Origin of the sequence: Spirulina sp. CS-785/01 (genome assembly GCF_028330525.1) — a bacterium.
In the GTDB taxonomy this organism is placed as follows: Bacteria; Cyanobacteriota; Cyanobacteriia; order Cyanobacteriales; family Spirulinaceae; genus JAQMSD01.
Window position 1 is genome coordinate 1 of record NZ_JAQMSD010000126.1, and the last position, 26,300, is coordinate 26,300.

Consider the following 26,300-nt stretch of genomic DNA (forward strand, 5'->3'; position numbering starts at 1 on the left):
TCTATGCCAAGAGATCTGTGTTCAGGTATTTTGATTAAAAAAGTGGGGTTGGGCATCGCCTCACTCAAAAACGCGAAGTCTCGTTCCAGGGATGGAGAAGCCCACGCTCTAATCTCCGATTGAGCGTGGGAGTATGTCACGCAGTGGTTTTTCATGGTTTAACACCTCCATGTTAAAACAGAGTAAACCTGTGTACATCTTTCAAGCGTCGAGTTAATTCATGAAGTTTGCTGCCACCCTGGGCGGTTTTTTAGTCCTACTCCTGCTGGTGGGAGGAGAGTTTGTCCGTGCCGAGAAAATGGGCAAAACGGTGCGGGTGGGGATTTATGAGAATAAACCGAAAGTGTTTGTAGAGGACACCGGAAACCCTGCGGGGTTTTGGGTGGATGTTTTGGAGGACATTGCAGAGGAGGCCAATTGGTCTTTGGACTATGTGGTGTGTAAGTGGGAAGACTGCTTGCAGCAGGTGGAGGAGGGAGAGCTTGATTTGATGGTGGATGTGGCCTATTCGGAGGAGCGCGATCTTCCTACGGAGTCGCCACAGAAACGCACGTTTGATTTTAACCAAGAAGTGGTCTTAACCAGTTGGTCGGAAATTTATACTCGCTCCGATGGGTCGATAGACTCTCTGCTAGAGTTAGACCAGAAACGAGTGGCAGTGGTCGAAGGCAGCATTCAAGAGACGGTCTTAACCCAGCGCGTCAACGCCTTTGCCATTGAGCCTCAGTTTGTCCGTGTTGACCAGTTTCAAGAGATTCCGCGATTACTAGAGGAGGAAAAAGTTGATGCGGGAGTGGTGAATCATTTTTTCGGTCGAGAGGCGGCGAAGCACTATCCTATCCAGAAAACCAATATTTTGATTGGGCCTTCTCGACTCCATTTTATTGTGGCAGAGGGGCAAAACCAGCAATTATTAACCACGTTAGACCAGCATTTACGCAGCTTAATTGCTAATCCGGAGTCAGCCTATTATCAAGCCCAAGAACGCTGGTTAAAACCGGATCAGGTTTGGGGTTGGCAGGATATACGCAACAGTCTCATTCAGGTTCTTATTTATCTGCCCTTGGTGATTTTAGTGGCTTTTGTGGTCTGGAATCGGGTGCTGAGACGGGAAATTGAACGGCGAAAACAGGCCGAGGCCGCATTACTAGAAAGTGAGCAACGCTTTCAAAATATGGCCAAGAATGTGCCGGGGGCGATTTTTCGCTATGTGTTACACCCCGATGGGTCTGATCAAGTGATTTATATGAGTCCGGGGTGTTATGACTTGTGGGAAATTCAACCGGAAGCTGTGGTTCAAAATGCCCAGGTGTTGTGGGATATGGTGCATCCCGATGATCGGGAAGGGATGTATGAGTCGGTGCAGGAGTCGGTCCAGACGCTGCAACCTTGGTTTTGGCAATGGCGAATTATTACCCCTTCTCGGCAGTTGAAATGGTTAGAAGCGGCGGGTCGTCCGGAACGTCAAGAGAATGGGGACGTGGTGTGGGATACCTTAATTATGGATGTGAGCGATCGCAAGCGCAATGAAGCCAAACGCCAACAAATACAGAATGCCCTCCGCACCAGCGAAAATCGCTATCGTAAGGTAGTAGAAGCGCAAACGGATTTTATCCTGCGATCGCGCCCTGATACCACTATTACCTTCGCCAACGAAGCCCTTTGTCGCGCTTTAGGTGTTACTCTCGATGAAATTGTTGGCAAAAAATGGAGCGATTTCGCCAATGCCAGTGATCTGGAAAACCAAGTCTTTGAACCTGTGTCCCAATTAAGTCCCCAAAACCCCCGATGTATTGTTGAAAATCGAGATCAACGCAGTAATGGGGCAATGGGCTGGACGCAATGGTTAAATGAAGGCATCTTTGATGACCAAGGAGAATTAGTCGAAATTCAATCGGTTGGCCGGGATATTACCGAATTGAAACGGGCAGAACAGGCATTACGAGAGAGTGAAGAACGGTTGCGTCTCGTGACAGAAAATATGAGTGATCTAGTCTGTTTACATGAACCCGATGGCCGTTATTTGTATGTTACCCCCTCCAGTCAATCCCTCTTAGGCTATTCTCCAGAGGAACTAATTGGCCGTAACCCCTATGACTTGTTTCATCCCGATGATCTAGAACGAATTCGCCAAGACTCCCATAACCCCGCTTTACAAGGGGAGTCTTGCCCCATGACTTATCGCATTCGCACCTGTAGCGGCCACTATATTTGGCTGGAAACCCTCACCAAGGCGATTGTAGATGAAGTGGGGAATGTAGTCCATTTACAGACTACCTCACGGGATGTGAGCGATCGCATTAAGGCAGAATTGCAATTAAAACACGACGCACTCCACGACGGGTTAACCGGGTTGCCCAACCGGAATTTACTAATGGAACGCCTTGATCTAGCCTTAAAACGGGCGAAACGGTCTCCGACGTTCCAATTTGCCGTCTTATTCCTCGATCTGGATCATTTTAAAGTGGTCAATGACAGTTTAGGGCATATTACCGGGGATGAACTGCTGTTAGAAGTCGCTAACCTCCTCTGTGAGTTTATTCGAGACACCGACTTAGCGGCCCGGTTAGGGGGGGATGAATTTGTGATTTTATTAGAGGAAATTCAGGGAATAGAACGAGCAATAAAAATCTCTGAACGGATTTTAGCGGCCTTGCGATCGCCTCTACAAGTCACTGACCGAGAAGTTTTTACCAGTACCAGCATTGGTATCGTAATGCAAACCCCAAACCACCACCAGGCCGAAGACATACTCCGAGATGCGGATTTGGCCATGTATCGCGCCAAACAACGAGGCCGCGGACGCTACGCAATTTTTAACCCCACCATGCACTTAAAAGTCGTCGAACGGCTACATTTAGAAAATGATCTCCGCAAAGCCTTAGAAAATCAAGAATTACTCTTGTATTATCAGCCGATTGTCCATCTTGAAAGTCAAAAAATTCGCGGATTTGAAGCCTTACTTCGTTGGCAACATCCTAGACGGGGGTTTGTGTCTCCTGGGGAATTTATCCCCATTGCGGAAGAAACGGGACTTATTATACCAATTGGTCGTTGGGTGCTACATACGGCCTGTCAACAACTCGCACTGTGGCAAGCAGATTTTCCTGATCAATCGTTAAGTATCAGTGTTAACCTCTCGGTGCGGCAACTGCAAAAGACTTTATTAGGGGAATTACAAGATATTCTCCAGACGTATGATTTGCCGGGGAATTGTTTAGTGCTAGAAATAACTGAGAGTATGCTGGTCAAAAATGTTGAGTTTACCCGTGAGTTATTAAGCCAAATTCAATTCCAAGGAATTCGTCTGAGTATTGATGATTTTGGGACAGGTTATTCTTCGTTAAGTTATCTCCGACAGTTACCTGTTGATGATCTAAAAATTGACCGAGCTTTTGTAAACTCTAGAGAGTGTGATGCCCGCAATCAGGTGATTGCCGAGTCTATTATTGCGTTGAGTAATTTATTGGAATTAAATGCAATTGCCGAGGGAATTGAAACCCCAGAGCAGTTAGAATGGCTCAAGACGCTAGGCTGTGAATTCGGACAAGGTTTTCTATTTTCTCCCCCCCTCCCTCCTCACCAAGTTACTCCGTTATTACAATTAACAATTAGCAATTAATTGGTCATTGGAGATGGGAAAGGTAGGGGAGATGGGGGAGATAAAAATCACCCACTTCCTAACAAGAATAAACTGAGTAACGTGCCACTATTCCATAAACTATGGAGGAGGATAGGGGCTAAAAGATTGCGCGATCGCGTGTACACAAACCCCAGAATCAACCCTAACACCGTTAACGGCAAAACCTCCGACAAACTTAAATGGGCCACCGCAAACACCACCGCACTAATAGAAATAGCCCCCCAAAGAGGAATATAACGGGTGAGAGAGGGTAAGAAAAAGCCCCGGAAAATAATCTCCTCAAACACTGGGGCCGCAACACAGGCCGTAGTAAAGAAAATCAATAAGGCCACTTTATCCTGAGCTTGCAAAGCTAACAAAATAATCGGGTTTCCTCCCCCCTGACCTTGCCAAATTTGCTGATTTAAGAGAGAAATAAGTAAGACGAGGGGAACAGCCACCACATAACCGCCAAACCCCCAAATAAACCAATTACTCCGCAGTTTGAAGCGAAACCAGTCGTCGGGGAGGGGTAAAAACTCTTTAATGGAGAAATAAAGAATGGCCAGTCCACCCCCTGTCATCAACAGATAACTGAGGAGAATATAACCCGCTTTTCCTCGTAACCCCATGCTACTGATGTCAACCCCTGCTAACTGGGTGACGAGGGGTAAGAAAAGGGGTAACAAAACTTGGGAAAAGACAAAAAACCCGACAACCAAGACTTGCCAAGTGATTTCCCAATTCCAAGGGGTTTCCCAGGTGAGGTCGCCATTACTGGCTAAAATGGAATCCTGCCGCTTTAATACCCATTGCACCCCTAACCCAATTAATAACCCCACACCGAGTAATGCACCCAAAGAGGGGATAATGGCTAAGATGCCCAGTTTCAGTAACGCTTTTTCTGCGGTTTGTTGTTCTTGTTCTTGGAGTTGCGCTAAGGCTTCTGGTCGTTGGACTACCTCATAAAAGCGACTCAAGGCACGAAACTGAAACCATCCGTCTAAATTATCCTTGAGTACCGTTTCCGCCTCTATATTGACCGTAGGGGAGGATTTCCAGAGGTCTTTTAACACCTGTGCAGTCTGTTTAACGGGGACGGATTGACTATTTTTGGTGGCAGTTTGCCACGTTTCCTTGGCCTTCTCTGTCTTTCCCTGTTCAACTTGTAAGAGGCCAATTTTGAGATCAATATTTTCAATATAATCGCTGGTTTGCGCGATCGCTTGCTCTAACTGTAGCTGTTGCTGTGCCGCCTCTAGGGTGTCCTCTAACGCCACTTCCCCCCCAGAAGGGTGCTTTTGAGGGGTGAGTTGAGCTTGCAGTTGGTCTCGGCTATTCTGAGCCTCTTGGCGAGCGTTTTCATACTTGGTTTGTGCTGTTTGATAGGGGGTATTCCCTAAAAAATTCTCAATGGCAACAGTCTCCCCGCTTTCCTCCTCTGGGGGGTTATATTCTGCTGCGTGTAACACTAGGTTCGTCTGGTAGAGTTCTAACCGACTTTGGACTTGGGGTTGTGATAGACTCGCACCCAAGGATAAACCGACCCGTGCGATCGCAACCACGGTCAAAATAATTAAGACTACTCGCTTTAACGTCATAAATCCCGACTATTCGCTAACAAACGCATTATCGCATTTGTTCTGGGTTTGTTGTTGGGGGTGGGTTCAGGAAAGGGAGAAACCGGGTTTCTTTCCCTCACGCTTACAGAAAATTGTGCATAGATTCCAAAAGAACTCGTTACACTAGGGCAAGGTTAACCCTGAATCTCTCCTATGCTCGAACTGCACTGTCATACCACCTATTCCGATGGGACCCTTACTCCCACTGCCTTAGTTAAAGCGGCCCGCCAAGCCGGAATACAGGCTTTGGCCATTACCGATCATGATACCTTAGCCGGCTGGTCAGAAGCGTTTCAAGCAGCCCAAACAGAAAATTTAGACACCGAGAATTTAGACATTGTGCCAGGGGTGGAATTAAGCACCGTTTGTAACGGGCGATCGCTCCATATTTTAGGCTTTTATCCCAACCCCGCACAACTCAACCCCCCCCTCCAAGAACGAGTTGCAGGCCGCCACCGTCGCGCTCAACAAATAGTTGACAAACTAGCAAAATTGGGATATGCAATAGAATACCCAAACTTGGGAGAAGGAATTGCTCCGAGTCGTCCCCATATTGCCCGGGCTTTAGTCGCAGCCGGTTATGCAAATTCTTGTCGAGAAGCCTTCGATCGCTGGTTAAAAGATGATGGAGTGGCCTATGTTCCCTATGAAAAATTTACCGCCGTGGAGGGGGTTCGACTCTTGCGAGATTGTGGCGGAGTCCCCGTTTGGGCCCATCCCTTTTTATTTCGAGGTGGAAAAATTGAGGAAATTTTACCGGAATTAATCGAAGCGGGCCTATTAGGAATAGAAGTCTATCATCCCGCCCATACGCCCACCCAGATTGCTCAACTCGAAAAAATCTGTCAGGATAAGAAGTTGTTAAAAACCGGAGGCAGTGACTATCACGGACCCCAGGAGGAGGGCGGACCAGAAGAAACTCGCTTAAATCAATTAAACCTCTCTTTATCTTTATTAGCCCCGCTTACGGAAGCGGCCAAAATTTGCAGAATAAGGGAGTAAAAGAGGCAATTCAGGGTGTAATTCTGATGAAATTTTCTAAAATCTAGAATTCGGCAGAATACAGACTTCAGAAGAAAGCCCTAAAATAAGCAACAATTCAACAAACATTACACGGTGGTTTGTGGCATAGCAGAGGAGTAGGCGTGTCTAAGTTCATTCAAAAACCCAAAGAACAAGAAACTCAGTTTCAAAAGTCAACCCAAAAGTCAACGGTCAACCCTAGGGCCAAGGAAAACGGAGACCGTCGTCCGTCTAAGGGGAAAACTGCCTCTAAATCCGCAGTTTCCCCCCAGTCCCCACCCCCATCTCAGCAGAAAACCAAGGCTTCCTCCTCCCCCCCATCGGGGAAAACCGCGCAGGGGAAAACCGCGAAGGAGAAAACAGCCGCCTCTGCTGTCTCGGAAAAGGCCGCAAAACCAAAACCCCCCTCTCCGTCTAAAGCCCCTCCAGTGGGCAAAAAATCCCCGGACAAGAAAAATAAAGCCCAATCCCCCAAACGCCCCCTTCATCGCCGACCTTGGCTTTGGGCCGCCCTCATTGCGGCGGCAGGACTGGGGGGTGGGGCCGCTTATGCCAATTATGTCTGGCATGATATTGAGTCTCAATTGCCGGAGTCGGTAGAGGAGGTGATGACCTTCACCCGGCAAAAAACCATGACGGTGACGGCCTCCGATGGGACGGTTATCCAAGAAATTGGCCCCGTGACCCATGAAGAATTAAGTATTGCAGAAATTCCCAATTTAGTCGTCCAAGCCTTTATCGCCAGTGAAGACCGTCGTTTCTTAAACCATGATGGGGTGGACTATCAAGGCATTCTCCGGGCCAGTCTCACCAATCTACGGTCAGGGCGTATTGTGGAAGGGGGCAGCACCCTCACCCAACAGTTAAGTCGCATTGTCTATCTCAACAACGACCGGGACTTGTGGCGGAAACTCAAAGAAATTCGTCTGGCCCAGAAAGTAGAGGAGGAGTTTGATAAGGAAGAAATCTTAGAGCGTTATTTAAATTTAGTCTATTTAGGCTCTGGGGCCTATGGTATTGGGGATGCTGCTTGGGTGTATTTTGGCAAAACCGTCCAAGAATTAGAGGTGGCCGAAGTAGCCACCTTGGCGGCCATTACCCCGGCCCCTAGTCGCTATTCCCCCTTAGAAGACCCAGAAGCCGCTAAACGACGGCGCGATCGCGTCCTCGAAAAAATGCGCGACCAAGGCTTCATCAGCCCCGGTCAAGCCGCCATGGCCATCGCCTCCCCCCTCAACCTCAACCCCCAGGACCCCAAACGGTTAAGCCGCAAAGTCCCCTACTTTAACGACTACATCCAAGACCAACTGCCCAAATATCTCTCCGAAGAGCAAATCGCCCAAGGGGGGCTAACCATCGAAACCACCATCGACCTGCAATGGCAACAGGCCGCCGAAGATGCCGTAGCCAAAGCCGTCGCCCGCTACGGACCCACCCAAAAATTTAACCAAGGGTCCCTAGTCGCCCTCGACCCCCGAACCGGGGCCATCAAAGCCATGGTCGGCGGTAGCGACTACAACAACAACGACGAAAACGGCAAATTTAACCGGGCCACCCAAGCCAAACGACAACCCGGTTCAACCTTTAAAACCATTGTCTATGCCACCGCCGTAGCCACAGGCATCTCCCCCAATAAAACCGTCCTCGATGCCCCCTACGTGGTGGATGGCTACGAACCAGAAAACTATAACGAAGGCTATCAAGGTTACGTCTCCCTCAACGAAGCCCTCACCCAGTCCGTCAACGTTCCCGCCGTCCGCACCCTCATTGATGTAGGCTGGACTCCCGTGATCAAAGTGGCCAAAGCCCTAGGCATTGAGTCGGAACTCAAACCCACCTACTCCCTCGCCCTCGGTGCATCAGAAGTCACCCTCCTAGAACTCACCAACGCCTACGGCACCTTGGCCAATGAAGGAGTCCATGAGTCCGCCCACGGCATTTCCCGCATCTTAGACACAGAAGGGAACGTCCTCCACGAAGCCAAGTCCGAAGACAAACAAGCCATCGACCAAGACACCGCCAACATCATCACCTGGATGCTGCAATCAGTGGTGGAAAACGGCACAGGAAGCAACGCCCAACTCAGTGGCCGAGCCGTCGCCGGAAAAACCGGAACATCCGACGACTTCCGCGACCTCTGGTTTGTGGGCTATATCCCGCAACTGGTAGCCGGAGTCTGGCTGGGCAATGACGATAATAGTTCCACCGAAGGGGCCAGCAGCACCGCCGCCACCGTCTGGAACGACTTTATGAGTCGGGTAATTGAAACCGTACCCCCCGAAGACTTCCCAGAACGACCCAACTTAGACGGACGGGAGGGCAGCATTGAGGCCGAACCCCTGAAACCGGAGAAAAGTTACTATAAATCAGTACCAAAACCGAGCCAACCCTCTCGCTCTCGGAGTCGGTCTTCTTCTCCTTCTCGGTCTTCTTCTCCTTCTCGGTCTTCTTCTCCTTCTCGGTCTTCTTCTCCCTCTCGGTCTTCTTCTGGGTCGAGTAGCAGTGGTTCTGCACCGAGTCAACCCCGTAGCAGTGGCAGCAGTAGCCCACCGCCCAGTAACCCCCAACCCCGTCAACGGTCCACTGCTCCCCGACAGTCGGCCCCGGCCCGGCAGTCCTCACCTCCCCCTCGCCAGTCGGCCCCAGCCCGGCAGTCTTCACCCCCACCTCGCCAGTCGGCCCCGGCCCGGCAGTCTTCGCCCCCACCGTCCACGGCCCGGCCTTCGACTCCGGCCCCCGCACCCAGTAGCCCACCAGCCCCACCGCAGGTGAATAAACCAGCCCCGGCCCCGGCGGCCCCGGCCCCCTCGGCAGCCCCACCCGATGTCACCAAACCCCCAAAACCGACTGAATAGTTTGTTTTTGGTTTTTGGTTGTTGGTTGTTTGTTCTTTGTTGTTTGTTCTGGGTTCTTGGTTCTTGGTTGTTTGTTCTTTGTTCTCCTCCATCTTCCCCATCTCCTCCATCTTCCCCATTACCCATTACCAATTACCCATTACCAATTACCCATTATCAATAAACTGCCGGACATTGAATCTTGGTTTGTTGGGGGGAATTGCCGATGGGAAAGACTTTACAATTGAGATGACTTTGATAGGGTTGAGTGTCTTGACTTTGGTTAGACTGGGGCCCTGTCCATTCCATACGGAATAGGAGTCGATATTCATTCTCTGGTAAAACTTCTAAACTCTCCATGAACCAAGGATCATCACTGGGAAAGGAGGAAACGGTATAACTACTCCATTGCTTAATGGGGGGACATTGGGGATGATTACAGTAACGAAAGGTATAAATTTGTTGAGTATTTTGTTCTAAGGGATATAAAAAATAAAGTTTCCAAAACTGGTTTTCGGGTAAAGATGGTTGATATTGAAGATTATTTTTAGTTTCTGATTCTTCTGCTAAATTGCTCAAAAAGGTTTCATACATTTCTTGAATATGAAACGCTGAATTTTTTAACCAACTTTCTCCCTCTGTCCACGGTTTATTATTGAGGGTTTCGATTAACTGTTGTCTCATGGTTTGTAAAATGGCCACACTTCTAGGGGGTTGGCGAGGGGTTAAGTTGACAATAAAGTTACTGTGGTTGAGTTGATCTGTAAGTAAACTGGGGTAGCTTTGAATCCAGTTATAGGTAATTAAGGTAAATTGTAGCCAACAGGCCATTAAAACTTGAGTTAAAAATAAGATGAGTAAAGTATGTCTTTCGGAAGTGTTGGGAACTTTAAAGGTTAAGTCTTTTGAGAAACAAACATCCAAAATAATTAAAATTGCAGCTAAGGGTAGCCAGAGGATACAGAGGACAGAAGGCTGAATTTTAAAAAGTCCGTAGAGTAATCCACATATTAAAGCCGATGTGATCCATAAAATAGGAAAAAAGTTATTAATTTTACCCAACCAAGTGATACTAATAATTAATAAAATTTGTCCAATTACAGCAATGAGTGTTCTAAAAAAACCAGTGGCTAAAAATGCCATAAATCCAGAAAATACACTTAGCCAAAATAGGGTTTGCCAAGAATAAGGTCGAGGGGGATGGAGAATTTCAAGTTTACTTAAATCAAGCATTAGTTTTTGAGAAAATGAAGTAAAATAATTAATACGACTAAGCTGTTACTCAATAAGTTAGCAATTAATACGACTGAGGCTTGACGGAGATTTGTTCGGATAATGGCTTCGTTGAGTTTATTAACTAAAGAGGTGGCGCGGTTTTCTCCTTCTGAAATATTGTCTGAAATATTGGGATATGGGGGTTCGAGAAAGACTTGTAAAAAGTCTAAGCCTTTATACTCAATTAAACAAATTAATAAAAAAATGGTGAGAATAATGGCAAAGCTAATTAAATAGAATTGGGTGGGTCGTTCCACTTGGTAGAATTGGGTGAAAAAGACATAACTCATGAGGTGTAACCGGGTGGTTTCGGGGGCGATGGATTGAACCGTGAAAAGAAATAGCCAGATGGCGATATCGGAAAAGAGATTGATGGATAGAGAGAATTGGATGCTTTGTTTGCGGCTAAATTTTAATTGTCGCTGAAAAATAACGGCTTCGATGGCAACGCTGATCAGTAAACTCAGGGTTTGTAGGAAAATGATCGGGATCGGTAAAAGGACAGGCAACATTGTTACAATTCAACAAAAAAAAGTAATAAATAGCAGACAAAGGCCCTCAGAAGGGAAAGTTTTATGAAGGTTTTGATGCGATCGCACCATTTTGGGGTCAAGGAGCGTTAGGGTGAACTATAGGCTTTTTTATCAGTACCGCTATGATAGTCTTTCATCAACGTCCTGTCCTTGACACCCAAACCGAAGAAAGTACCCGCGATCGCATTTTACAGGCGGCCTTGCGTTTATTTGCCCGCAAAGGGTACGATGCCACAACAACGCGGGATTTGGCCGCAGCGGCCAAAGTCGCAGAAGGGACAATTTTCCGCCATTTCAGCAATAAAAAAGCCATTCTCATCGAAGTGGCCACCCAGGGATGGGTTGACATTCTCACCGACTTACTCACCGAATTAAGTGAAATGGGCAGTTATAAAGCAGTGGCCCAAGTGATGAAACGGCGAATGCTACGGATGCGGGAAAATAGTGATTTAATGCGGGTGTGTTTTATGGAAGCCCAATTTCATCCAGAATTGCGCGATCGCATCCAAACCGAAGTCATCGAAAAAATGACCGATGTGGCCGAAGCCTTCTTTGAAACCGCCATGGATAGAGGCATTTATCGCCCCATGAACCCCAAAATCGTCGCCCAAGTCTTCCTCGGAATGTTCGCCATTTCCGGTTTCTCCCAAGAAACCATTATTGATCCCCATGCTTCCCCCAAAGCCATGCAAGAAATGGCGGAAGGCATTGCAGAAATCTTCCTCAATGGAGTCCTGGTCAAAGAGTGACCTCTCTGGAGTGGGATGAACCACCAAACCCAAAAGATCAGCTACCCTGAAAATAGAGATACATTATAGTCATTCAAGCCCCCATGAACCGTTTCTTACCTCGTTTTGTGAGGTCTTTGTATGGAAAAGACCCCCTCTCCAGCTTTATCCTAACCATTGGCCTCGTTGATGCCGTGATGGGAGGAGTGGGAGGATACTGGACTCTATTCGGTCTCGGTGGTGTCACCGTCGGGGCTGCCCTATTCTGGCGGTGGTTAAAAAATCCCCCTCCCCTCCCTCAACCCAGAGAAACCCCCAAAGGATACTTACCCCCGGCCATGCCTCTCCCTCACCTCACCCCCAGCAAACACCGCAACCGTCGTTAATACTTGTCCTGTTTGATCTCATGGTTGATACTGCCTCCCCTCCCCTGAAAATTGGTCAAGTGGCCAGCGAGAGTGGTTTATCAGTAAAAACCATTCGTTATTACGAGGAGTTAGGACTCTTAACCCCTGTGGTTCATCGGTCTAAGGCGGGGTATCGTCTCTTTGACCGCAAGATTTTTAATCGGTTAGCCTTTATCAAGCGATCGCAATCCCTCGGCCTCAGCTTACAAGAAATCCAAGACATCCTCACCGTTCACGACCACGGGGAACTCCCCTGCGGAACAGTCAAAGAACACCTACAACAGAAATTAGACGAAATTACCCAGAAAATCGAATCCCTGCAAATTCTCCAATCCGAACTCCAAGGCATCCTCTCTGGTTGGCAAGAACACCCCTCCCAAGACAAAATAGAAACGACCATTTGCCCCAATATTCAAACCCGATAATGCAACGGCTTCTTCTGGGCGTGATCAGCTTAACCATAGGAGTCCTCTGGCAAGGCAACCCCGTCCTTTCCCAGACCAACCCCTCCATTAACGACCCCTTTCCCCCTCCCCCTGAGTCCCTCGACTCCACCCAACGATGTACCACCCAACATATCCTCAACTGTTGGCGAGAAGTGGAATTAACCCACACCCTCCAGGGTCATAATACCGCCGTGTCTGCCCTCACCTTTACCCCCGAAAGCGACATTCTCATCAGTGGGGGGAGTTTTAATGACGGTCATCTCCGCTTTTGGGATACCCAGTCCGGGGGGTTAAGAGGAGAAAGGCGAAGTCAACAGAGTCGCGTGGCCAGTGTCGCTATCAGTCCCGACGGTCAACTGTTGGCCAGTGGGGGAGGTGATGCGAAAATCTCCCTCTGGCAATGGCAAGACCGAGACCAAGAACGACTTTTTATCGACCACTCTAATAATATTCTCGATTTAACCATTACTCCCAATAGTACCGTTTTAATTAGTGGGGGGTTTGATGGGATCTTTGTTTGGGACCTGCGAACTTTGCGCCCTCTCTACACTTTAGCCCGCTTTGACCCTACCTATTCTCTGGCCATTCATCCCAATGGGTATATTTTAGCCAGTGGAGAACAAGAGGGAACAATTAAACTCTGGAACTTGCGGACTGGGCAACTTGTCGCCGCCTTTCCTGGCCATCAAGGAAAAGTGCGATCGCTTGCTTTCACCCCTGACGGAGAATACCTCCTATCCGGAGGAGAAGACCGCATCTTGAAAATTTGGGACCCAGAAACCCAACAAAGGTTAACCCTCCTCCGCGGCCATACCGGAAGAATTATGGATATCTCCCCCCATCCCAGTGGCCAATTCTTCGCCAGTAGTAGTCGAGATGGAGTCCGTCTCTGGAGTCTCGAAACCGGAGAATTATTGAATTATTTTGAGGCCCATGACGACTGGGTACAAACCCTCACCTTTAGTCCCGACGGAAACCATTTAGCCACCGGGAGTTTTGACACCCAGATTAAACTCTGGCAAGGGTTAACCCCAGAAGACGCAATAGAGGAAACGCAGTAACCATGACCACCACAAGAGATCAACAACACCCCCAAGAAACCAAAGATAAAGTCACCATTGACCGAGTATTACAACAAGGAGACACCGACTATAACAAAGTCGAAGTAGCCCGACTCTGTATCCGATATCGCAACTTTCCGGGGGCCCGACAAATTCAACATCAATTAGAAGATATTTTGCAACAGTGGGGAGTCACTGAGGAGGAATTATTCGCCCAAACCCGTGAAATTCACGCCAAAGGGACAATTTACCGTTATAAAAACGATGGAACAGAGATCGAGGATTGGAGTTAGGGGTTAAACCACTTTAAAAAGCGTCACAGAGAGGAGTTTTTTCCAGGTTCAGCCATTTACAGTATAAATCATAAGACAAAAATTAACTGTCACCCCCTTCTAGGATAGGCTTCAACGCCTGTCCTTCTTTTTTTATGTTTTTTGGCTATTACAGCACAAGAAAAAGCAACACTCGTGGGCGTTTCTCCACACTTTCAATTCTTAACAAGTCTCTCACTTGCTATACCTTCTTTTTCCCCTTTGAGAGACTTCACCAACGGAGTGTTAGTTTTAAGCTGATAGCTGATAGCTGAATGCTTAGTATATTTTTAAGTTAAAAACCTATCAACATAAAAATTTTGTTAACCATACTTTACGACTCGCTATCAAATCCTGCAATATAAAATTCAGAAGACAAGAAATCAAAATTACTAAGTCCTGTATAGTCAAACTCCTCAAAAACTTTTTTAGAGTTTTGGTAGTTGTAAAATAATGATTTTTTAGGTAATCTTTGAATTACAGACCAATACTCTAAAGGAACTTTATTCATAATAAATCTGTTATTGGTCGTCATGATAACTTGTACAGGAGAAGACTTAACCTTTTCAATAATTAAGTCTATGTGTAATAAATATTGGAGTAACTATCTAGTTATTATCCAGTTATGCTTGTTTACGCTTAATTCAAGGTTAAAATATTTATTTTAATAAAAATTTACCTACCTAGTCAAACAATCTAGTAAAACAATGAATTACTCCCCTAGCTTTACCTTATTTGCCCAACATGGCTGGGCAGATACCCACCATAAAATTAACACCTTAGCCCACCAACTTGCCCCCAATGAAACTATTATAACACCAGACTTAGGATGGCTTAAAACATGGTGGAAAATTGAGCCATTGATTCAACAAGTAGAACAAATTGCCCAACACCAACTCCAGCAATTTCCCCAACAATCTTGGCGTATTATCGGGCATTCTATGGGGGGGTTAATTTGGTTAGAAGTCTTAACTCGTCATCCCCAATGGTGGTCTAAAATTCACTCCCTTATCCTCATTGCTTCCCCAGTAGGAGGGGCTGATCTTGCCTATTTTTTAGATATCGGACAATGGGGGATTAGTATTGCCCAAGATTTAGCTAAAAATCGCTGTTCGCTGGCTGAAAAAATTGCCCAATCTATCCCTACTTTATCCATTGCTGGAGATATTGATCACGGGAGTGATGGCACAATTTTAGTCTCTAGTACCCAGTTTAATTATGCCCATTGGCAAACTGTTCCTATTTCCCACCCCCGCTTAAAAAATCATCCCGATTTAATTCCTATTATCCATCAGTTTTGGGGGAATCCAACTGTTAACGCATTTAAGCCTACTTTTCCTAAACAAATTCGGGAGCAATTACAATTCATTCCTAATATTATGAATGCCCATCCCAGAGACTTAAAACGGGCTACCCCTTATTGTTCTTTTCCAGAAGGACTAATCTTGTGGCGGTGGAAGCATCCGTTCAGCCAATTAGAGCATCTTTTCTTAACCGATAGCCAGCACAATTGTCTGTATGGGGGATTCCTCCCTTGGGGCAATTCACAGGGCTTAGAAGCGTGTTTAACGGAAATTCAGAAACAATTTGATGGGGAGAGAGCATAGGTGAGATAAAAATCCCCTTTTCTTGTGGGTGATTAAAAAGATTGCCGCCTACCAATGTTTTAATTCACGAATATTTTCGAGTGGACTTAAATGGTGTTTGGACAATTGTTGAGCGTAATTTACCTGATCTCAAACATAACTTAGAAATCATTATCGCTACAAGAGAACCGTGATATCCGAATCTTCCTGATTTCCCCGTCAAAATCTTGGGTTTCCCTGAAGCATAGGTTAACTTAGGTGAAAGCAGACGAGACAAGGAGAGACCGTGATGAAAGGACTTTGGCTAGAAAATCAGCAACTCTCATTCCGAGAGGATATTCCTAACCCGCAACAAGGGGAGAATGAAGCATTAGTGAAGGTGAAGCGGGCTGGAGTCTGTAATACGGATTTAGAGTTAATTCGCGGGTATTACCCGTATCAAGGGGTTTTGGGACATGAATTTGTCGGAGTTGTTGCAGAGGGGCCTCAAGAGTTACAAGGAAAGCGAGTTGTTGGGGAAATTAACGCTGCTTGTGGGGAATGTTCCCTCTGTCGTCGGGGGATGCCCACCCATTGCGAAAATCGCACGGTGTTAGGGATTCTCAATCATAATGGGGCGTTTGCCGATTATGTGGCATTACCTGTGAAAAACTTGCACCCTGTCCCTGATCATGTTTCTACGGATGCTGCGACCTTTGTTGAACCCCTGGCCGCCGCTTTAGAGATTCAAGAACAGGTTAAAATGACTGAGAATGAGCGCGTCTTGTTAGTGGGAGATGGGAAATTAGGGCAGTTAGTGGCGCAAACTATTGCTTTGACGGGGTGTGATCTGTTTGTGGTGGGACGACATGAGGAGAAATTAGCCCGATTGCGCGATCGCGGCATAAAAACCGGATTCGTCGAGGATATTCCCTGGCGCAGTTTTGATCTTGCTGTAGAATGTACAGGCAACCCCGACGGATTCGACATTGCCCGTCGTTCCCTACGTCCACGGGGAACATTAGTCTTAAAAAGCACCTATGCCAACCGCCTCACCATAGATGCGTCCTCTTTAGTTGTTGATGAAATTACCCTCATGGGGTCTCGCTGTGGCCCCTTTTCTAAAGCCTTAGATTTATTAGAACAAGATAAAGTAGATGTCACGTCCTTAATTCAAACCCGTTATCCCCTAGATCAGGCGATAAAAGCCATTGGCCATGCCCAACAGCGTGGAGTTCTCAAAGTCTTATTAGACATGGACGCTTAACCCTAAAGTGTGGAGAACTCAAGGTTTCAGCCAACCAAATATTTCTCCGACTGTCAGTTGCACATTTTGAGCAAACTGAGGTCTCGGCACAATCCTTTCTACGTCGTCCAAGAGTTGAACGGATTTGTCGGCATGATAGACAAAAATACAGTATTCATCCGGGTCAAGCAACCAACCCATTGCTGTCCCATAGTCCAGACAATGCAGAATATTCCGAACCACCTTCGTGTGACTCTGATGGGGCGACAAAATTTTAATTGTCCAATCCGGCGGCAGGTTAAACTCATTGGCAATGTCGCCATTGTTCTCCAAGGGGATACGCTGACGCTGAAAGACGGTGATATCTGGGACAAGAGAACGCCCCCCAAAGGTACACCGCAACTCAGGAAAGGCTTGTGCGCTTTGGTCTGCCCTCAATGTAGCGGTTAGGGTGAAACTTAACTCTCGTTGCAAGATGCTGTGTTTGCCTTGGGGCATGGGTTTTTGAATAATTTGGCCATCGAGATATTCGCTGGCCGGTTCGGTTTCGGGCATCTGCAAAAAGTCTTGCAGGGATAGGGTTTGGGTTGGGAGGAGTGTCATCAATAGTTCTCCGACTGTGAGTTCCAAATTAACCGACTTCTAGCGACGTGGCCGGATTCACATTGTAGATTCACATTGTCGGTTAGGTGAAGCGTAGTGCAACCCAACAAAACCCCTGTCTAGGTTGGGTTTCACTGCGTTACACCCAACCTACGATCATGCACTAAATTAGCCCAGTTAAGCCAAGCCTGAAAAGAGTGGGCAATTACCCACTCTTTTCTCCCTTAACCCACAGGTTCTAATACTCGTTCAGAGGAATAGGAGGGTGTAACCTGTACATTGCCATCATCATCCACATCGACAATGGCCAGATTATGTCCTGTGAACTGACTGGATAAAATCGCCTCAGCCAGACTATCCTCTAACAGGTTCATAATGGCACGACGGAGGGGTCTTGCGCCTTGGGAAGGATTATACCCGGCATTGACGACTAAATCCTTAAAGGCATCGGTCACATCTAAGGCGAGATTATGCTGTTCAATCAAGCGATCGCGCACTTCCTCTAACATCTTATCCGCAATCACCTTCACCTCGTCTTTCTCTAACTGACGGAAGACAATAGTGTCATCAAGACGGTTAATAAACTCCGGACGGAAATAATTCTTCATTTCATCCATAACTTTCTCGCGGATATGATGGTAACGGGACTCCGCCTCATTTTCGGCCAGTTCAAACCCTAAGCCGCTTCCGCCTTTCTCAATGACCTTCGAGCCAATATTCGAGGTCATAATAATCAACGTATTCTTAAAGTCCACTTTCCGGCCCTTCGAGTCCGTCATGTGACCATCATCCAAGAGTTGCAGCATCAGGTTGAACACATCGGGATGGGCTTTTTCGATTTCGTCAAATAACACCACCGAATAGGGTTGACGACGGACCGCTTCGGTGAGTTGTCCCCCTTCCTCATACCCCACAAACCCTGGCGGAGAACCAATTAATTTTGAGGTGGTGTGGGATTCCATCATCTCGGACATATCAATGCGAATAATGGACTCCTCGGACCCAAATAAGAGGTCGGCCAAGGCTTTCGCTAATTCGGTTTTCCCAACCCCCGTTGGTCCAGAGAAAATAAAACTAGCAATGGGGCGATGGGGGTCTTTCATGCCTACCCTGGCCCGACGAATGGCTTTGGCCACCGCTTCTACAGCTTCATTTTGCCCGATTAAGCGTTCGTGGAGTCGTGCTTCCAGGTGTAACAACATTTCTGACTCCGGTTGCGTCAGCTTATTCACCGGAACTCCTGTCCAACTGGCCACCAGTTGGGAAATTTCCTCCTCTTGCACAATGGACTCCACTTCCTCCTCATCGGCTTGTAATTTCTGCTGGATGGAGTAGCGGATATGAACCCGTGATCCCGCTTCGTCAATGAGATCAATGGCTTTATCGGGTAGTTGACGGTCAGAAATATAGCGTTCTGAAAGCAGAACCGCCGCTTCAATGGCCTCATCAGTAATCTGGACTTTGTGATGGTCTTCGTAGCGCGATCGCAAGCCATACAAAATATCAATGGCCTCGGCCACCGAGGGTTCTCCCACCATCACCCGTTGGAAACGACGTTCTAAGGCGGCATCTCGCTCAATATGCTGGCGATACTCATTTAACGTGGTCGTCCCCACACATTGCAATTCCCCTTTCGCTAGGGCAGGTTTAAGAATATTAGCCGCATCCATACTACCGCCAATAGCCCCGGCCCCGACTAAATTATGAATCTCGTCGATGACCAGAATAATATTCCCCCGTTGGCGAATCTCATCCATAATCGCCTTGAGACGTTCCTCAAATTCGCCTCTAAAGCGAGTTCCGGCCAACAATGCCCCCATATCCAAGGCTATCACTTCCTTGCCCTGAATGAGTTCGGGAACGTCCTCCTGAACCACACGCTGGGCCAACCCTTCGGCAATCGCCGTTTTCCCGACTCCCGGTTCTCCCACTAACACAGGATTATTCTTGGTCCGTCGGCCTAAAATTTGGATTGTCCGTTCTAATTCCGGCATCCGCCCCACCATGGGGTCTAATGCTTCCTGGCGGGCTAATTCTGTGAGATTGCGGCTATATTGGTCTAAGCTGGGCTTATTCCCACCGCCCCCCATCCCGAAGATTGAGCCTTCTTGACGGTTACTCCCCACAGCGGCCCCAGTGGTGGTACTGCCTTCACCGAGACGACGGATAATTTCTGTGCGTACTTGATCTGCGTCAATGTCTAACCGTTGTAAGACTTTGGCCGCTACACTATCTTTCTCGCGGACAATAGCTAGTAAAATATGCTCTGTGCCAATATAGGTATGTCCCAGTTGTCGTGCTTCATCGAAGGCTTGCTCAAAGACTTGTTTGGCTTTGGGAGTAAAGGGGATATTGGCGGGGGCATAACCGGGACCCCGGCCAATCAAGTCATCTACGGTTTTGCGGGCTTCTTTTAGGTTTGCCCCCATATCCCGTAACACCCGGGCCGCAATGGCTGTCCCTTCCCCAATGAGTCCTAATAGCAGTTGCTCTGTTCCCACTAGATTGTGTCCTGTGCGGCGAGCTTCCTCCTGCGCTAACATTACAGCTTTGATGGCAGTGTCAATGAAATGTTCAAACATAATAAAGAGTCAATTTATAGAGGTTGTCTGATGTTTAAGGGTTTTTTTATCAGTTTTTCTGTGTCTTTCTTTACTTTACCGATTTAGACTTCACTTGATTAGTGGGAGAATCCGTACACAGTGACCAGTGAACAGTGAACAGTGAACAGTGAACAGTGAACAGTAAACAGTAGGCAGTCCTTTCATCTTAACGGGGGATTAACGATTGAGCATAGGTCATTGGTCAGAAGTCAAGGGCCGCTAGGACTGAATTTAATTCCTGGGCTAACGTCACGGCATCTACCCCCAACTCACTCCGGTTTCGGGCTGCCCTTAACCCCGCTTGGGCGTGCCACCACGCGGCTGTGGCGACCTGTTGGGGGAGGGATACTCTAGGGGGAGTCGGTTGGGCCAGCAGTCCTCCCATTAACCCGGTGAGAACATCCCCACTTCCTCCCCTCGCCAGGGCGGGGGTACTTTCACCGATGAGCCAGAGAGGGGGTTCTGGCCCCGTTATGGCGGTTTTAGCTCCTTTTAGGAGTAAAATGACCTGGCTTTTCTCTACGGCGGTCTGAGCCGCTTCTAGGGGGTTCTCTGGGGAGATATCAGGAAAGAGGCGTTTAAATTCGCCCAAGTGGGGGGTAAGGATGGTGGGGTGTTTTCGTTGGGAGAGGGTGGCGAGAGGATGGAGTTGGGCGAGGAGGTTGAGGCCGTCGGCATCTAAAATGAGGGGGCAGGGGGCTTCTAGGGATTGTTTGACGACGGTTTGGGTATCGAGAGATAGGCCCGGGCCACAGGCGATCGCGCTATAATTCTCCAGTGTCACCTCATCGGGTAAACTGGCGATCGCTCCCGTTTTCGTCTCTGGACAAGCAATAATCAACGCCTCTGGTAATTGAGACACTAACAGGGGTTTCAGGGACTCCGGCACGGCAATAGAGAGCATTCCCACCCCACTCGCTCTAGCCCCCAGTCCCGTTAAAATCGCGCCTCCAGCGTACCGTTGTGAGCCACAGACGAGCAGTAAATGCCCTTGCTTATACTTATGGGTCACAGGGGGGCGAGGGGCGGGTAAGCTCATTCTAGCCGCCTCTGCGGTCATTTCCTGAATGGGGGGACAGTCCCCTAAAACGGCCTGGATATCTGCCTCCGGAATGCCAAACTCCACTAAATGGGGTTGCCCTAAATAGTCTAAGGCCCGGTCTTGAAAACAGGCCAGCTTCCACAACCCCAAGCAGAAGCTATGATCTGCGGCAAATGCAGTCCCTAAAACCTCCCCCGTATCCGTATGTAGCCCCGACGGTAAATCCACACTGACTTTCGCCATAGTATATTGGTTTAATTGCTCAATCCCCGTTGCTAACGGCACTGTAATGGGACGGGTTAACCCAAACCCAAATAAACCATCAATGATTAAATCACAGTCTTTCAATGCCTCTATAGCTTCAACCACCGGAATACCAAGATGTTGGGCATATTGCCAATGGGCTTGGGTTAACTCTTTCCGTTTATTGAGGGGAGAATGGAGTAATACCCCAAAACCGCGCAAAAACAACTCTCTCGCTATGACTAGGGCATCCCCCCCATTATGTCCCGGCCCCACCAACACCCCGACTTGTTGCGGGTGAGGATAAAGCTGGATGATCTGACGAAACACTAGCTCTGCCGCTTTTTCCATCAAAGCGGCCACAGGCATTCCCGCGTCAAAGAGTCGCGCTTCAATTTGCTGCATTTGTTGGGCGTTAACAATGGCTTGTCTCTGGTGCATGGATCGATGAGAGGAAGCACTACAATTAAGATTAACTTACCAAAATTTGTGGATCGTTGGCAGGGGCAGCCGGGTGAGGGTAAAGCCAACTTCTTTTTTTAGACAATTTTATTTTTAGACAATTTTAATATCTTTTTTAGGTTTTTAAGGATTTTTTGGGGAATACGATGAAGAAAGTACAGGTAAGCATTCAGCCCTCAGTCCTCAGCCCTCAGTCCTCAGCCTTTCCCCTGTGGGGAGGTTTACCCGAAGCGAACCCCCCTACTGTTGATTATTCCTTTCTTTGGGCGTTTTTTTCCTGTCCCGTTCCCTTGAGTGAATGGCCTTCGTCTGAATAATGTAACATTATCAACCAATAGATGAAATAAAATGAAATAATACTAAAAAGAGGTCGGTCTCCCTCAGTTGAGTTTCTCCTGTGACAATCTGTAAAACTAATGCCCTTAACTCCCCCTAGTCAAACTATGCAGCGTTTACCTTTGTCGAGATATTCTTTCATCGGTCTCTTAGTCTTGATGGCTCTGGGTTATTTGGGTAATTACTGTAATTTAGAGCTTTTTTTTGGGGTTCATTTCTTATTTGGGAGTATTGCGGTTTTAATTATTGTCCATCTTTACGGGCTACGCTGGGGGACTCTTGCAGGTTGTATTGTGGGGAGTTATACTTATTTTCTCTGGGGGCATCCCTACGCGGCTTTAACCTTCACTATAGAGGCTGCATTTGTGGGAGTTTTAGTGCGATATCGCCAAAAAAACTTAGTGCTTTGGGATAGTGTATTCTGGTTGATCTTGGGAATTCCCCTCGTTGGCTTTTTTTATGGGATTATTTTACCGGTCAGCACCAAAGGAATGCTGTTACTTGCCTTAAAGCAATCTATTAATGGGATATTTAATGCTGTAATTGCCAATTTATTAGTCACATATATTCCCATTGAGCGCATTTTTCGGGGGTATAAGTCACAGAAAAAGCAATTATCATTCCAGCATACCTTATTTAATTTACTGATTGCTTTTATTTTCTTTCCCACTTTAATATTACTGGTGTTAAATGGGCAACAAGTTTTAAACACCATTGAAGCGGAAATTAAAACGGAATTGAATACCGCCGCCATGCCGTTGGCCAATAATTTGCAATTATGGTATCGACAACATTTAAATGGGATTCAACAAGCGGCCCGACGTATTGATCAATTTCCCACTAATCAGCAAAAGAAGCTGGAATTTTTCCAGGCCATGTTTCCCTCCTATCGTCGGGTGTATCTTACCGATGCAGAGGGGAATGTGATGGCGGCCTCTCCCCAATTCAATGAAGCAGGGGAGACTATGACTAATTTTAACGTCAGCGATCGCGCAGATTTTCAAACTGTCGTCAAAACCCTAGAAACCTATACCACCGATGTCAAACGGGAACGCACTTCCATTGCCCTTCATGTAGGCATTCGTGTCCCCATTACCGACCCCCAAGATCGCTTACAGGGAACATTATATGGCTCTCTCAGTCTGTCCCAACTGGCCCAATTTCTCGAACTGAATACCCAACTCAATAGCCTCTCCGCAGAACTTCTCGACTCCACAGGGACCATTATTGCCACCAGTAATACCCAAAACAAACCCCAGTATATTGAAGAAGAAGGAGAACGTCGCTACTTAAACGAACGAATCTTTCAATGGTTGCCCAGTTTCTCCGCCCCCATCATGGTACGCTGGAAAAACTCTTACTACGGCCAAGAACTCTCCGTCGGTGCGGGAACAAACTGGACCCTACTCACCCAAGTGGCCACAGCCTCCTATATTGAGGCCCTCCGAAATACCTATATTCGCAGTTTACTGCTCATGTGGATAATCATCCTCATCGCCTTAGTCGTGGCCTTTCTCATCAGTCGCCGCTTGGTCTATCCCGTCTATACCCTAGCCCAAGTGACCACCGACTTACCGAAAAAACTCCTCGAACGAGATCAGTCTATCCATATTCCCCAAAGTCAAATTGCTGAAATTAATACCCTAGGCCGCAATTTCCAGTCCATGGTGCTGGCCTTAAAAGAACAATTCACCGCCATCCAGAAAACCAACGAAAGCCTTGAAAATCGGGTCGAACAGCGCACCCAAGAGTTACAAATTGCCAAAGAACAAGCAGAAGTGGCCAACCATGCGAAAAGCGAATTTCTCGCCACCATGAGTCACGAAATTCGCACCCCCATGAATGCCGTTATCGGCATGACAGGACTCTTACTCGATACTCCCCTAAATGAACAACAACGGGACTTTGCCGAAGTCATTCGCAGTAGTGGGGATGCCCTACTCACCCTGATTAATGATATTTTAGATTTCTCCAAAATTGAATCCGGGAAATTAGACCTCGAAGAACAACCCTTCAACTTGCGAAGTTGTGTAGAAGAATCCTTAGACCTGTTTGCCCCGAAAGCGGCAGAAAAAGGCTTAGAGTTAGCCTATTTAATGCAGTCAGATGTCCCAGAGATGGTGTCGGGGGATGTCAACCGCTTACGACAGGTTTTAGTGAATTTAGTGGGGAATGGGGTGAAATTCACCGAACAGGGAGAAGTGGTCATCTCCGTGAGTAAAATTAATAAAGATTCCGGCAATAGTGAATCCTTATGTCACCTGCAATTGGCCGTCCGGGATACCGGAATAGGCATTCCCCAAGACCGTCTCCACCGCTTGTTTAAACCCTTCAGCCAAGTGGATGCCTCCACGACTCGTCACTACGGAGGGACAGGACTAGGATTAGTGATTAGTAAGCGGTTGGCCGAGTTAATGGGGGGGACCATGTGGGTGGAAAGTCATGGGGGGGAAGGGTCAACTTTTTTCTTTACCATTCGCGTGTCCCAAGTCGCCAGTTCGTTATTGTTAGAACAACCCCAGAGTCGTCAATGGTTGGAAGGGAAGCAGATTCTCATTGTGGACGATAACGCCACCAATCGCCGGGTGTTACAGTTGCAAAGTCAGTCCTTTGGGATGATTCCCCATACTGTTGCGTCTGGGGAGGCCGCTTTGGCCTTATTGGCAACTGGACAACATTTGGATGTGGCGGTGTTAGATATGCAAATGCCGAACATGGATGGGATCACTTTGGCCCGTCATATCCAAGGGTTAAATCTGCCTTACCCGTTACCGTTGATTATGTTAACCTCCATCGGGCAACTCGAACCGGAACAGGCCCATCTGAAAAATCTGTTCACGTCTTATCTCAATAAACCGATTAAACAGTCGCAACTTTATAATATTCTTATAACGTTATTTCATCCTCAACCTACGCCAATTTCTGTGTCTGTCCAATCTCAACCCGATGAGCAAAACTTACTCAGTCATCAAATTCCCCTGAGAATCTTGTTGGCCGAGGATAATGTGGTTAATCAGAAAGTGGCCCTGAATATGCTGAAAAAATTAGGCTATCGGGCCGATGTGGTGGCTAATGGCCAAGAAGTGTTAGATGCCTTACGTCGCCAACCTTACGATTTAGTGCTGATGGATGTGCAAATGCCGGAAATGGATGGCATTGAGGCGACTCGGCAAATTCGGCAACATAACCATTGGGTCAATGTTACGATTATTGCGATGACGGCCAATGCTATGCAGGGCGATCGCGAGGCTTGTTTGGCTGTCGGGATGAATGATTATATTAGTAAACCCATTCGGATTCAAACGTTAACGGAGACATTACAACGCTGTTTTATGTCACCTATCTCTAATTCTGACTCTCAAGCCGAAGCAATGACCACTCCTCCTGTCTTAGATGCTGCTACCTTTGATGAATTGAAAATGATGGCCGGGGAGGATGCACCGCTTTTAATTCTTGATCTGATTGATTCTTATTTGGCGGATAGTCCGACCTTTTTACAGGGAATTGAGGATGCGATCGCGCAAGACGATGCCGGCCAGTTAAAATATATGGCCCACACCCTCAAATCCAGTAGTGCCTCCCTAGGGGCTACCACCCTCGCGGATTTATGCCTGAAACTGGAAAAAATGGGTCGCAATGGCACAACAGAAGGAGGAATGGCAATCTTGGCCGACGTGAAACAAGAATACCAGCGCGTAGAAACGGCCATGAATCAAGAACGGCAAAAATATGTTTAATTTGTTTGTTCTTCTTCCATGTCTTCCAGTCGATCCAGTTTGTCTTGGGTGGGATTGAGTTTTTTGTCAGGTGTAAAAATTCCGGTGACAAATTTCACAATACTATTGCGAGTGCGAGTGCTTGCACCACTCATGGGTTCAGGTAGGAATTTATCCCCCGCCACAATAAACACGACAATTAAGATCAGGGGAACAATATAAACCGATTTCTTTAAGGCCATGGTTTTTTTCTCCAACACAGAGCGCAAAAGGCCATCATACCGTTTGGCCGACTCAGATTTTGGCTTCAACTCCAGCAATACACCCTGTTCTTTTTATTATTCCGCTCTGTAAAACTTACTCAAACTTAACCATTTGATGTTCACTTCCTACCTTGGATCTTCGGAGACCTTTCCATCAGTAGGCTTACAAGCCTGAGCTATGCTCGTATGTATCGAAAAACAGAAAAATAGCTTTTCACTTATGGTGAGGCTTCTAACTTCTCACTGGCTACAGAGCTTATCCCTCGCCTGTGGCACGTCTATCAAACGCCAGATAGCTTATTGCTGGAGGGGGTATCTTCTTCCGGCGACGGTGAAAAGACCGTTGACTATTGGTATCA

General features: G+C 47.3%; 20 protein-coding genes. 12 read left to right on the plus strand and 8 right to left on the minus strand.

Annotated elements, in window-relative coordinates; translation table 11 throughout:
• Window positions 1-220 precede the first annotated feature (220 nt).
• Complete coding sequence (locus PN462_RS07840) at window positions 221-3,622, plus strand: EAL domain-containing protein (protein ID WP_272127511.1); 3,402 nt, start codon at window positions 221-223, stop codon at window positions 3,620-3,622.
• Between the two features lie 47 nt (window positions 3,623-3,669).
• Here the strand turns inward: PN462_RS07840 and PN462_RS07845 are convergent, their stop codons facing one another.
• Entirely contained in the window at window positions 3,670-5,223 is a 1,554-nt protein-coding gene (locus tag PN462_RS07845; RefSeq protein ID WP_272127512.1) for a CPBP family intramembrane glutamic endopeptidase, read from the minus strand.
• 174 nt (window positions 5,224-5,397) lie between these two features.
• Between PN462_RS07845 and PN462_RS07850 the strand changes: the two genes are divergently transcribed.
• Together PN462_RS07850 and PN462_RS07855 are read left to right on the plus strand one after the other, a co-directional pair.
• The gene (locus PN462_RS07850; RefSeq protein ID WP_272127513.1) at window positions 5,398-6,246 is read left to right on the plus strand and encodes a PHP domain-containing protein; all 849 of its coding nucleotides are present in this window, start codon (window positions 5,398-5,400) and stop codon (window positions 6,244-6,246) included.
• A 143-nt stretch (window positions 6,247-6,389) separates the two neighbouring features.
• Window positions 6,390-9,122, plus strand: a complete 2,733-nt coding sequence (locus PN462_RS07855; RefSeq protein ID WP_272127514.1) for a transglycosylase domain-containing protein — start codon at window positions 6,390-6,392, stop codon at window positions 9,120-9,122.
• A gap of 156 nt (window positions 9,123-9,278) precedes the next feature.
• On the opposite strand, the gene PN462_RS07860 is transcribed toward PN462_RS07855, so the two are convergent.
• Both PN462_RS07860 and fraC read right to left on the minus strand, forming a co-directional pair.
• The gene (locus PN462_RS07860; RefSeq protein WP_272127516.1) at window positions 9,279-10,334 is read right to left on the minus strand and encodes a DUF5357 family protein; all 1,056 of its coding nucleotides are present in this window, start codon (window positions 10,332-10,334) and stop codon (window positions 9,279-9,281) included.
• Complete coding sequence (gene fraC / locus PN462_RS07865) at window positions 10,334-10,888, minus strand: filament integrity protein FraC (protein WP_272127517.1); 555 nt, start codon at window positions 10,886-10,888, stop codon at window positions 10,334-10,336. Before fraC ends, PN462_RS07860 begins: the two co-directional genes overlap by 1 nt.
• Before the next feature lie 143 nt (window positions 10,889-11,031).
• On the opposite strand from fraC, the gene PN462_RS07870 reads away from it, so the two are divergent.
• From PN462_RS07870 to PN462_RS07890, 5 genes are all read left to right on the plus strand, one after another.
• The gene (locus PN462_RS07870; protein WP_272127519.1) at window positions 11,032-11,658 is read left to right on the plus strand and encodes a TetR/AcrR family transcriptional regulator; all 627 of its coding nucleotides are present in this window, start codon (window positions 11,032-11,034) and stop codon (window positions 11,656-11,658) included.
• 83 nt (window positions 11,659-11,741) lie between these two features.
• Window positions 11,742-12,023 carry a hypothetical protein gene (locus tag PN462_RS07875; protein ID WP_272127520.1) on the plus strand — a complete coding sequence of 94 codons (282 nt, stop codon included), beginning with the start codon at window positions 11,742-11,744 and terminating at the stop codon, window positions 12,021-12,023.
• Between the two features lie 20 nt (window positions 12,024-12,043).
• The gene (locus PN462_RS07880; protein ID WP_272127521.1) at window positions 12,044-12,469 is read left to right on the plus strand and encodes a heavy metal-responsive transcriptional regulator; all 426 of its coding nucleotides are present in this window, start codon (window positions 12,044-12,046) and stop codon (window positions 12,467-12,469) included.
• Window positions 12,469-13,551: a WD40 repeat domain-containing protein gene (locus PN462_RS07885; RefSeq protein ID WP_272127522.1), complete on the plus strand. Its 1,083-nt coding sequence runs from the start codon at window positions 12,469-12,471 to the stop codon at window positions 13,549-13,551. Before PN462_RS07880 ends, PN462_RS07885 begins: the two co-directional genes overlap by 1 nt.
• Before the next feature lie 2 nt (window positions 13,552-13,553).
• On the plus strand, window positions 13,554-13,844 hold the full coding sequence (locus PN462_RS07890; protein ID WP_272127523.1) for a DUF3288 family protein: 291 nt from the start codon (window positions 13,554-13,556) through the stop codon (window positions 13,842-13,844).
• A gap of 352 nt (window positions 13,845-14,196) precedes the next feature.
• Here PN462_RS07890 and PN462_RS07895 read toward each other — a convergent pair whose 3' ends face one another.
• Entirely contained in the window at window positions 14,197-14,373 is a 177-nt protein-coding gene (locus PN462_RS07895) for a hypothetical protein (protein WP_272127524.1), read from the minus strand.
• 196 nt (window positions 14,374-14,569) lie between these two features.
• Between PN462_RS07895 and PN462_RS07900 the strand changes: the two genes are divergently transcribed.
• From PN462_RS07900 to PN462_RS07905, 3 genes are all read left to right on the plus strand, one after another.
• Window positions 14,570-15,469 (plus strand): alpha/beta fold hydrolase, encoded by a 900-nt coding sequence (locus tag PN462_RS07900; RefSeq protein ID WP_272127525.1) that lies wholly within the window; start codon window positions 14,570-14,572, stop codon window positions 15,467-15,469.
• A gap of 41 nt (window positions 15,470-15,510) precedes the next feature.
• Window positions 15,511-15,642, plus strand: a complete 132-nt coding sequence (locus PN462_RS23455) for a HepT-like ribonuclease domain-containing protein (protein WP_443029101.1) — start codon at window positions 15,511-15,513, stop codon at window positions 15,640-15,642.
• A 95-nt stretch (window positions 15,643-15,737) separates the two neighbouring features.
• On the plus strand, window positions 15,738-16,694 hold the full coding sequence (locus PN462_RS07905; RefSeq protein WP_272127527.1) for an MDR/zinc-dependent alcohol dehydrogenase-like family protein: 957 nt from the start codon (window positions 15,738-15,740) through the stop codon (window positions 16,692-16,694).
• Between the two features lie 18 nt (window positions 16,695-16,712).
• Here the strand turns inward: PN462_RS07905 and PN462_RS07910 are convergent, their stop codons facing one another.
• The 3 genes from PN462_RS07910 to PN462_RS07920 all read right to left on the minus strand — a co-directional run bounded on the left by PN462_RS07910 (window position 16,713) and on the right by PN462_RS07920 (window position 21,605).
• Window positions 16,713-17,276 carry a Uma2 family endonuclease gene (locus tag PN462_RS07910; protein WP_272127528.1) on the minus strand — a complete coding sequence of 188 codons (564 nt, stop codon included), beginning with the start codon at window positions 17,274-17,276 and terminating at the stop codon, window positions 16,713-16,715.
• A gap of 224 nt (window positions 17,277-17,500) precedes the next feature.
• The gene (locus PN462_RS07915) at window positions 17,501-19,858 is read right to left on the minus strand and encodes an ATP-dependent Clp protease ATP-binding subunit (protein WP_272127529.1); all 2,358 of its coding nucleotides are present in this window, start codon (window positions 19,856-19,858) and stop codon (window positions 17,501-17,503) included.
• A gap of 223 nt (window positions 19,859-20,081) precedes the next feature.
• On the minus strand, window positions 20,082-21,605 hold the full coding sequence (locus tag PN462_RS07920; protein WP_272127530.1) for an NAD(P)H-hydrate dehydratase: 1,524 nt from the start codon (window positions 21,603-21,605) through the stop codon (window positions 20,082-20,084).
• Window positions 21,606-22,042: 437 nt separating this feature from the next.
• On the opposite strand from PN462_RS07920, the gene PN462_RS07925 reads away from it, so the two are divergent.
• The gene (locus tag PN462_RS07925; RefSeq protein WP_272127531.1) at window positions 22,043-25,699 is read left to right on the plus strand and encodes a response regulator; all 3,657 of its coding nucleotides are present in this window, start codon (window positions 22,043-22,045) and stop codon (window positions 25,697-25,699) included.
• Here the strand turns inward: PN462_RS07925 and PN462_RS07930 are convergent.
• Window positions 25,696-25,989, minus strand: coding sequence for a hypothetical protein (locus PN462_RS07930; RefSeq protein WP_272127532.1), 294 nt, complete (start codon window positions 25,987-25,989; stop codon window positions 25,696-25,698). The two genes, PN462_RS07925 and PN462_RS07930, sit on opposite strands and share 4 nt — an antisense overlap.
• Window positions 25,990-26,300: the final 311 nt, after the last annotated feature.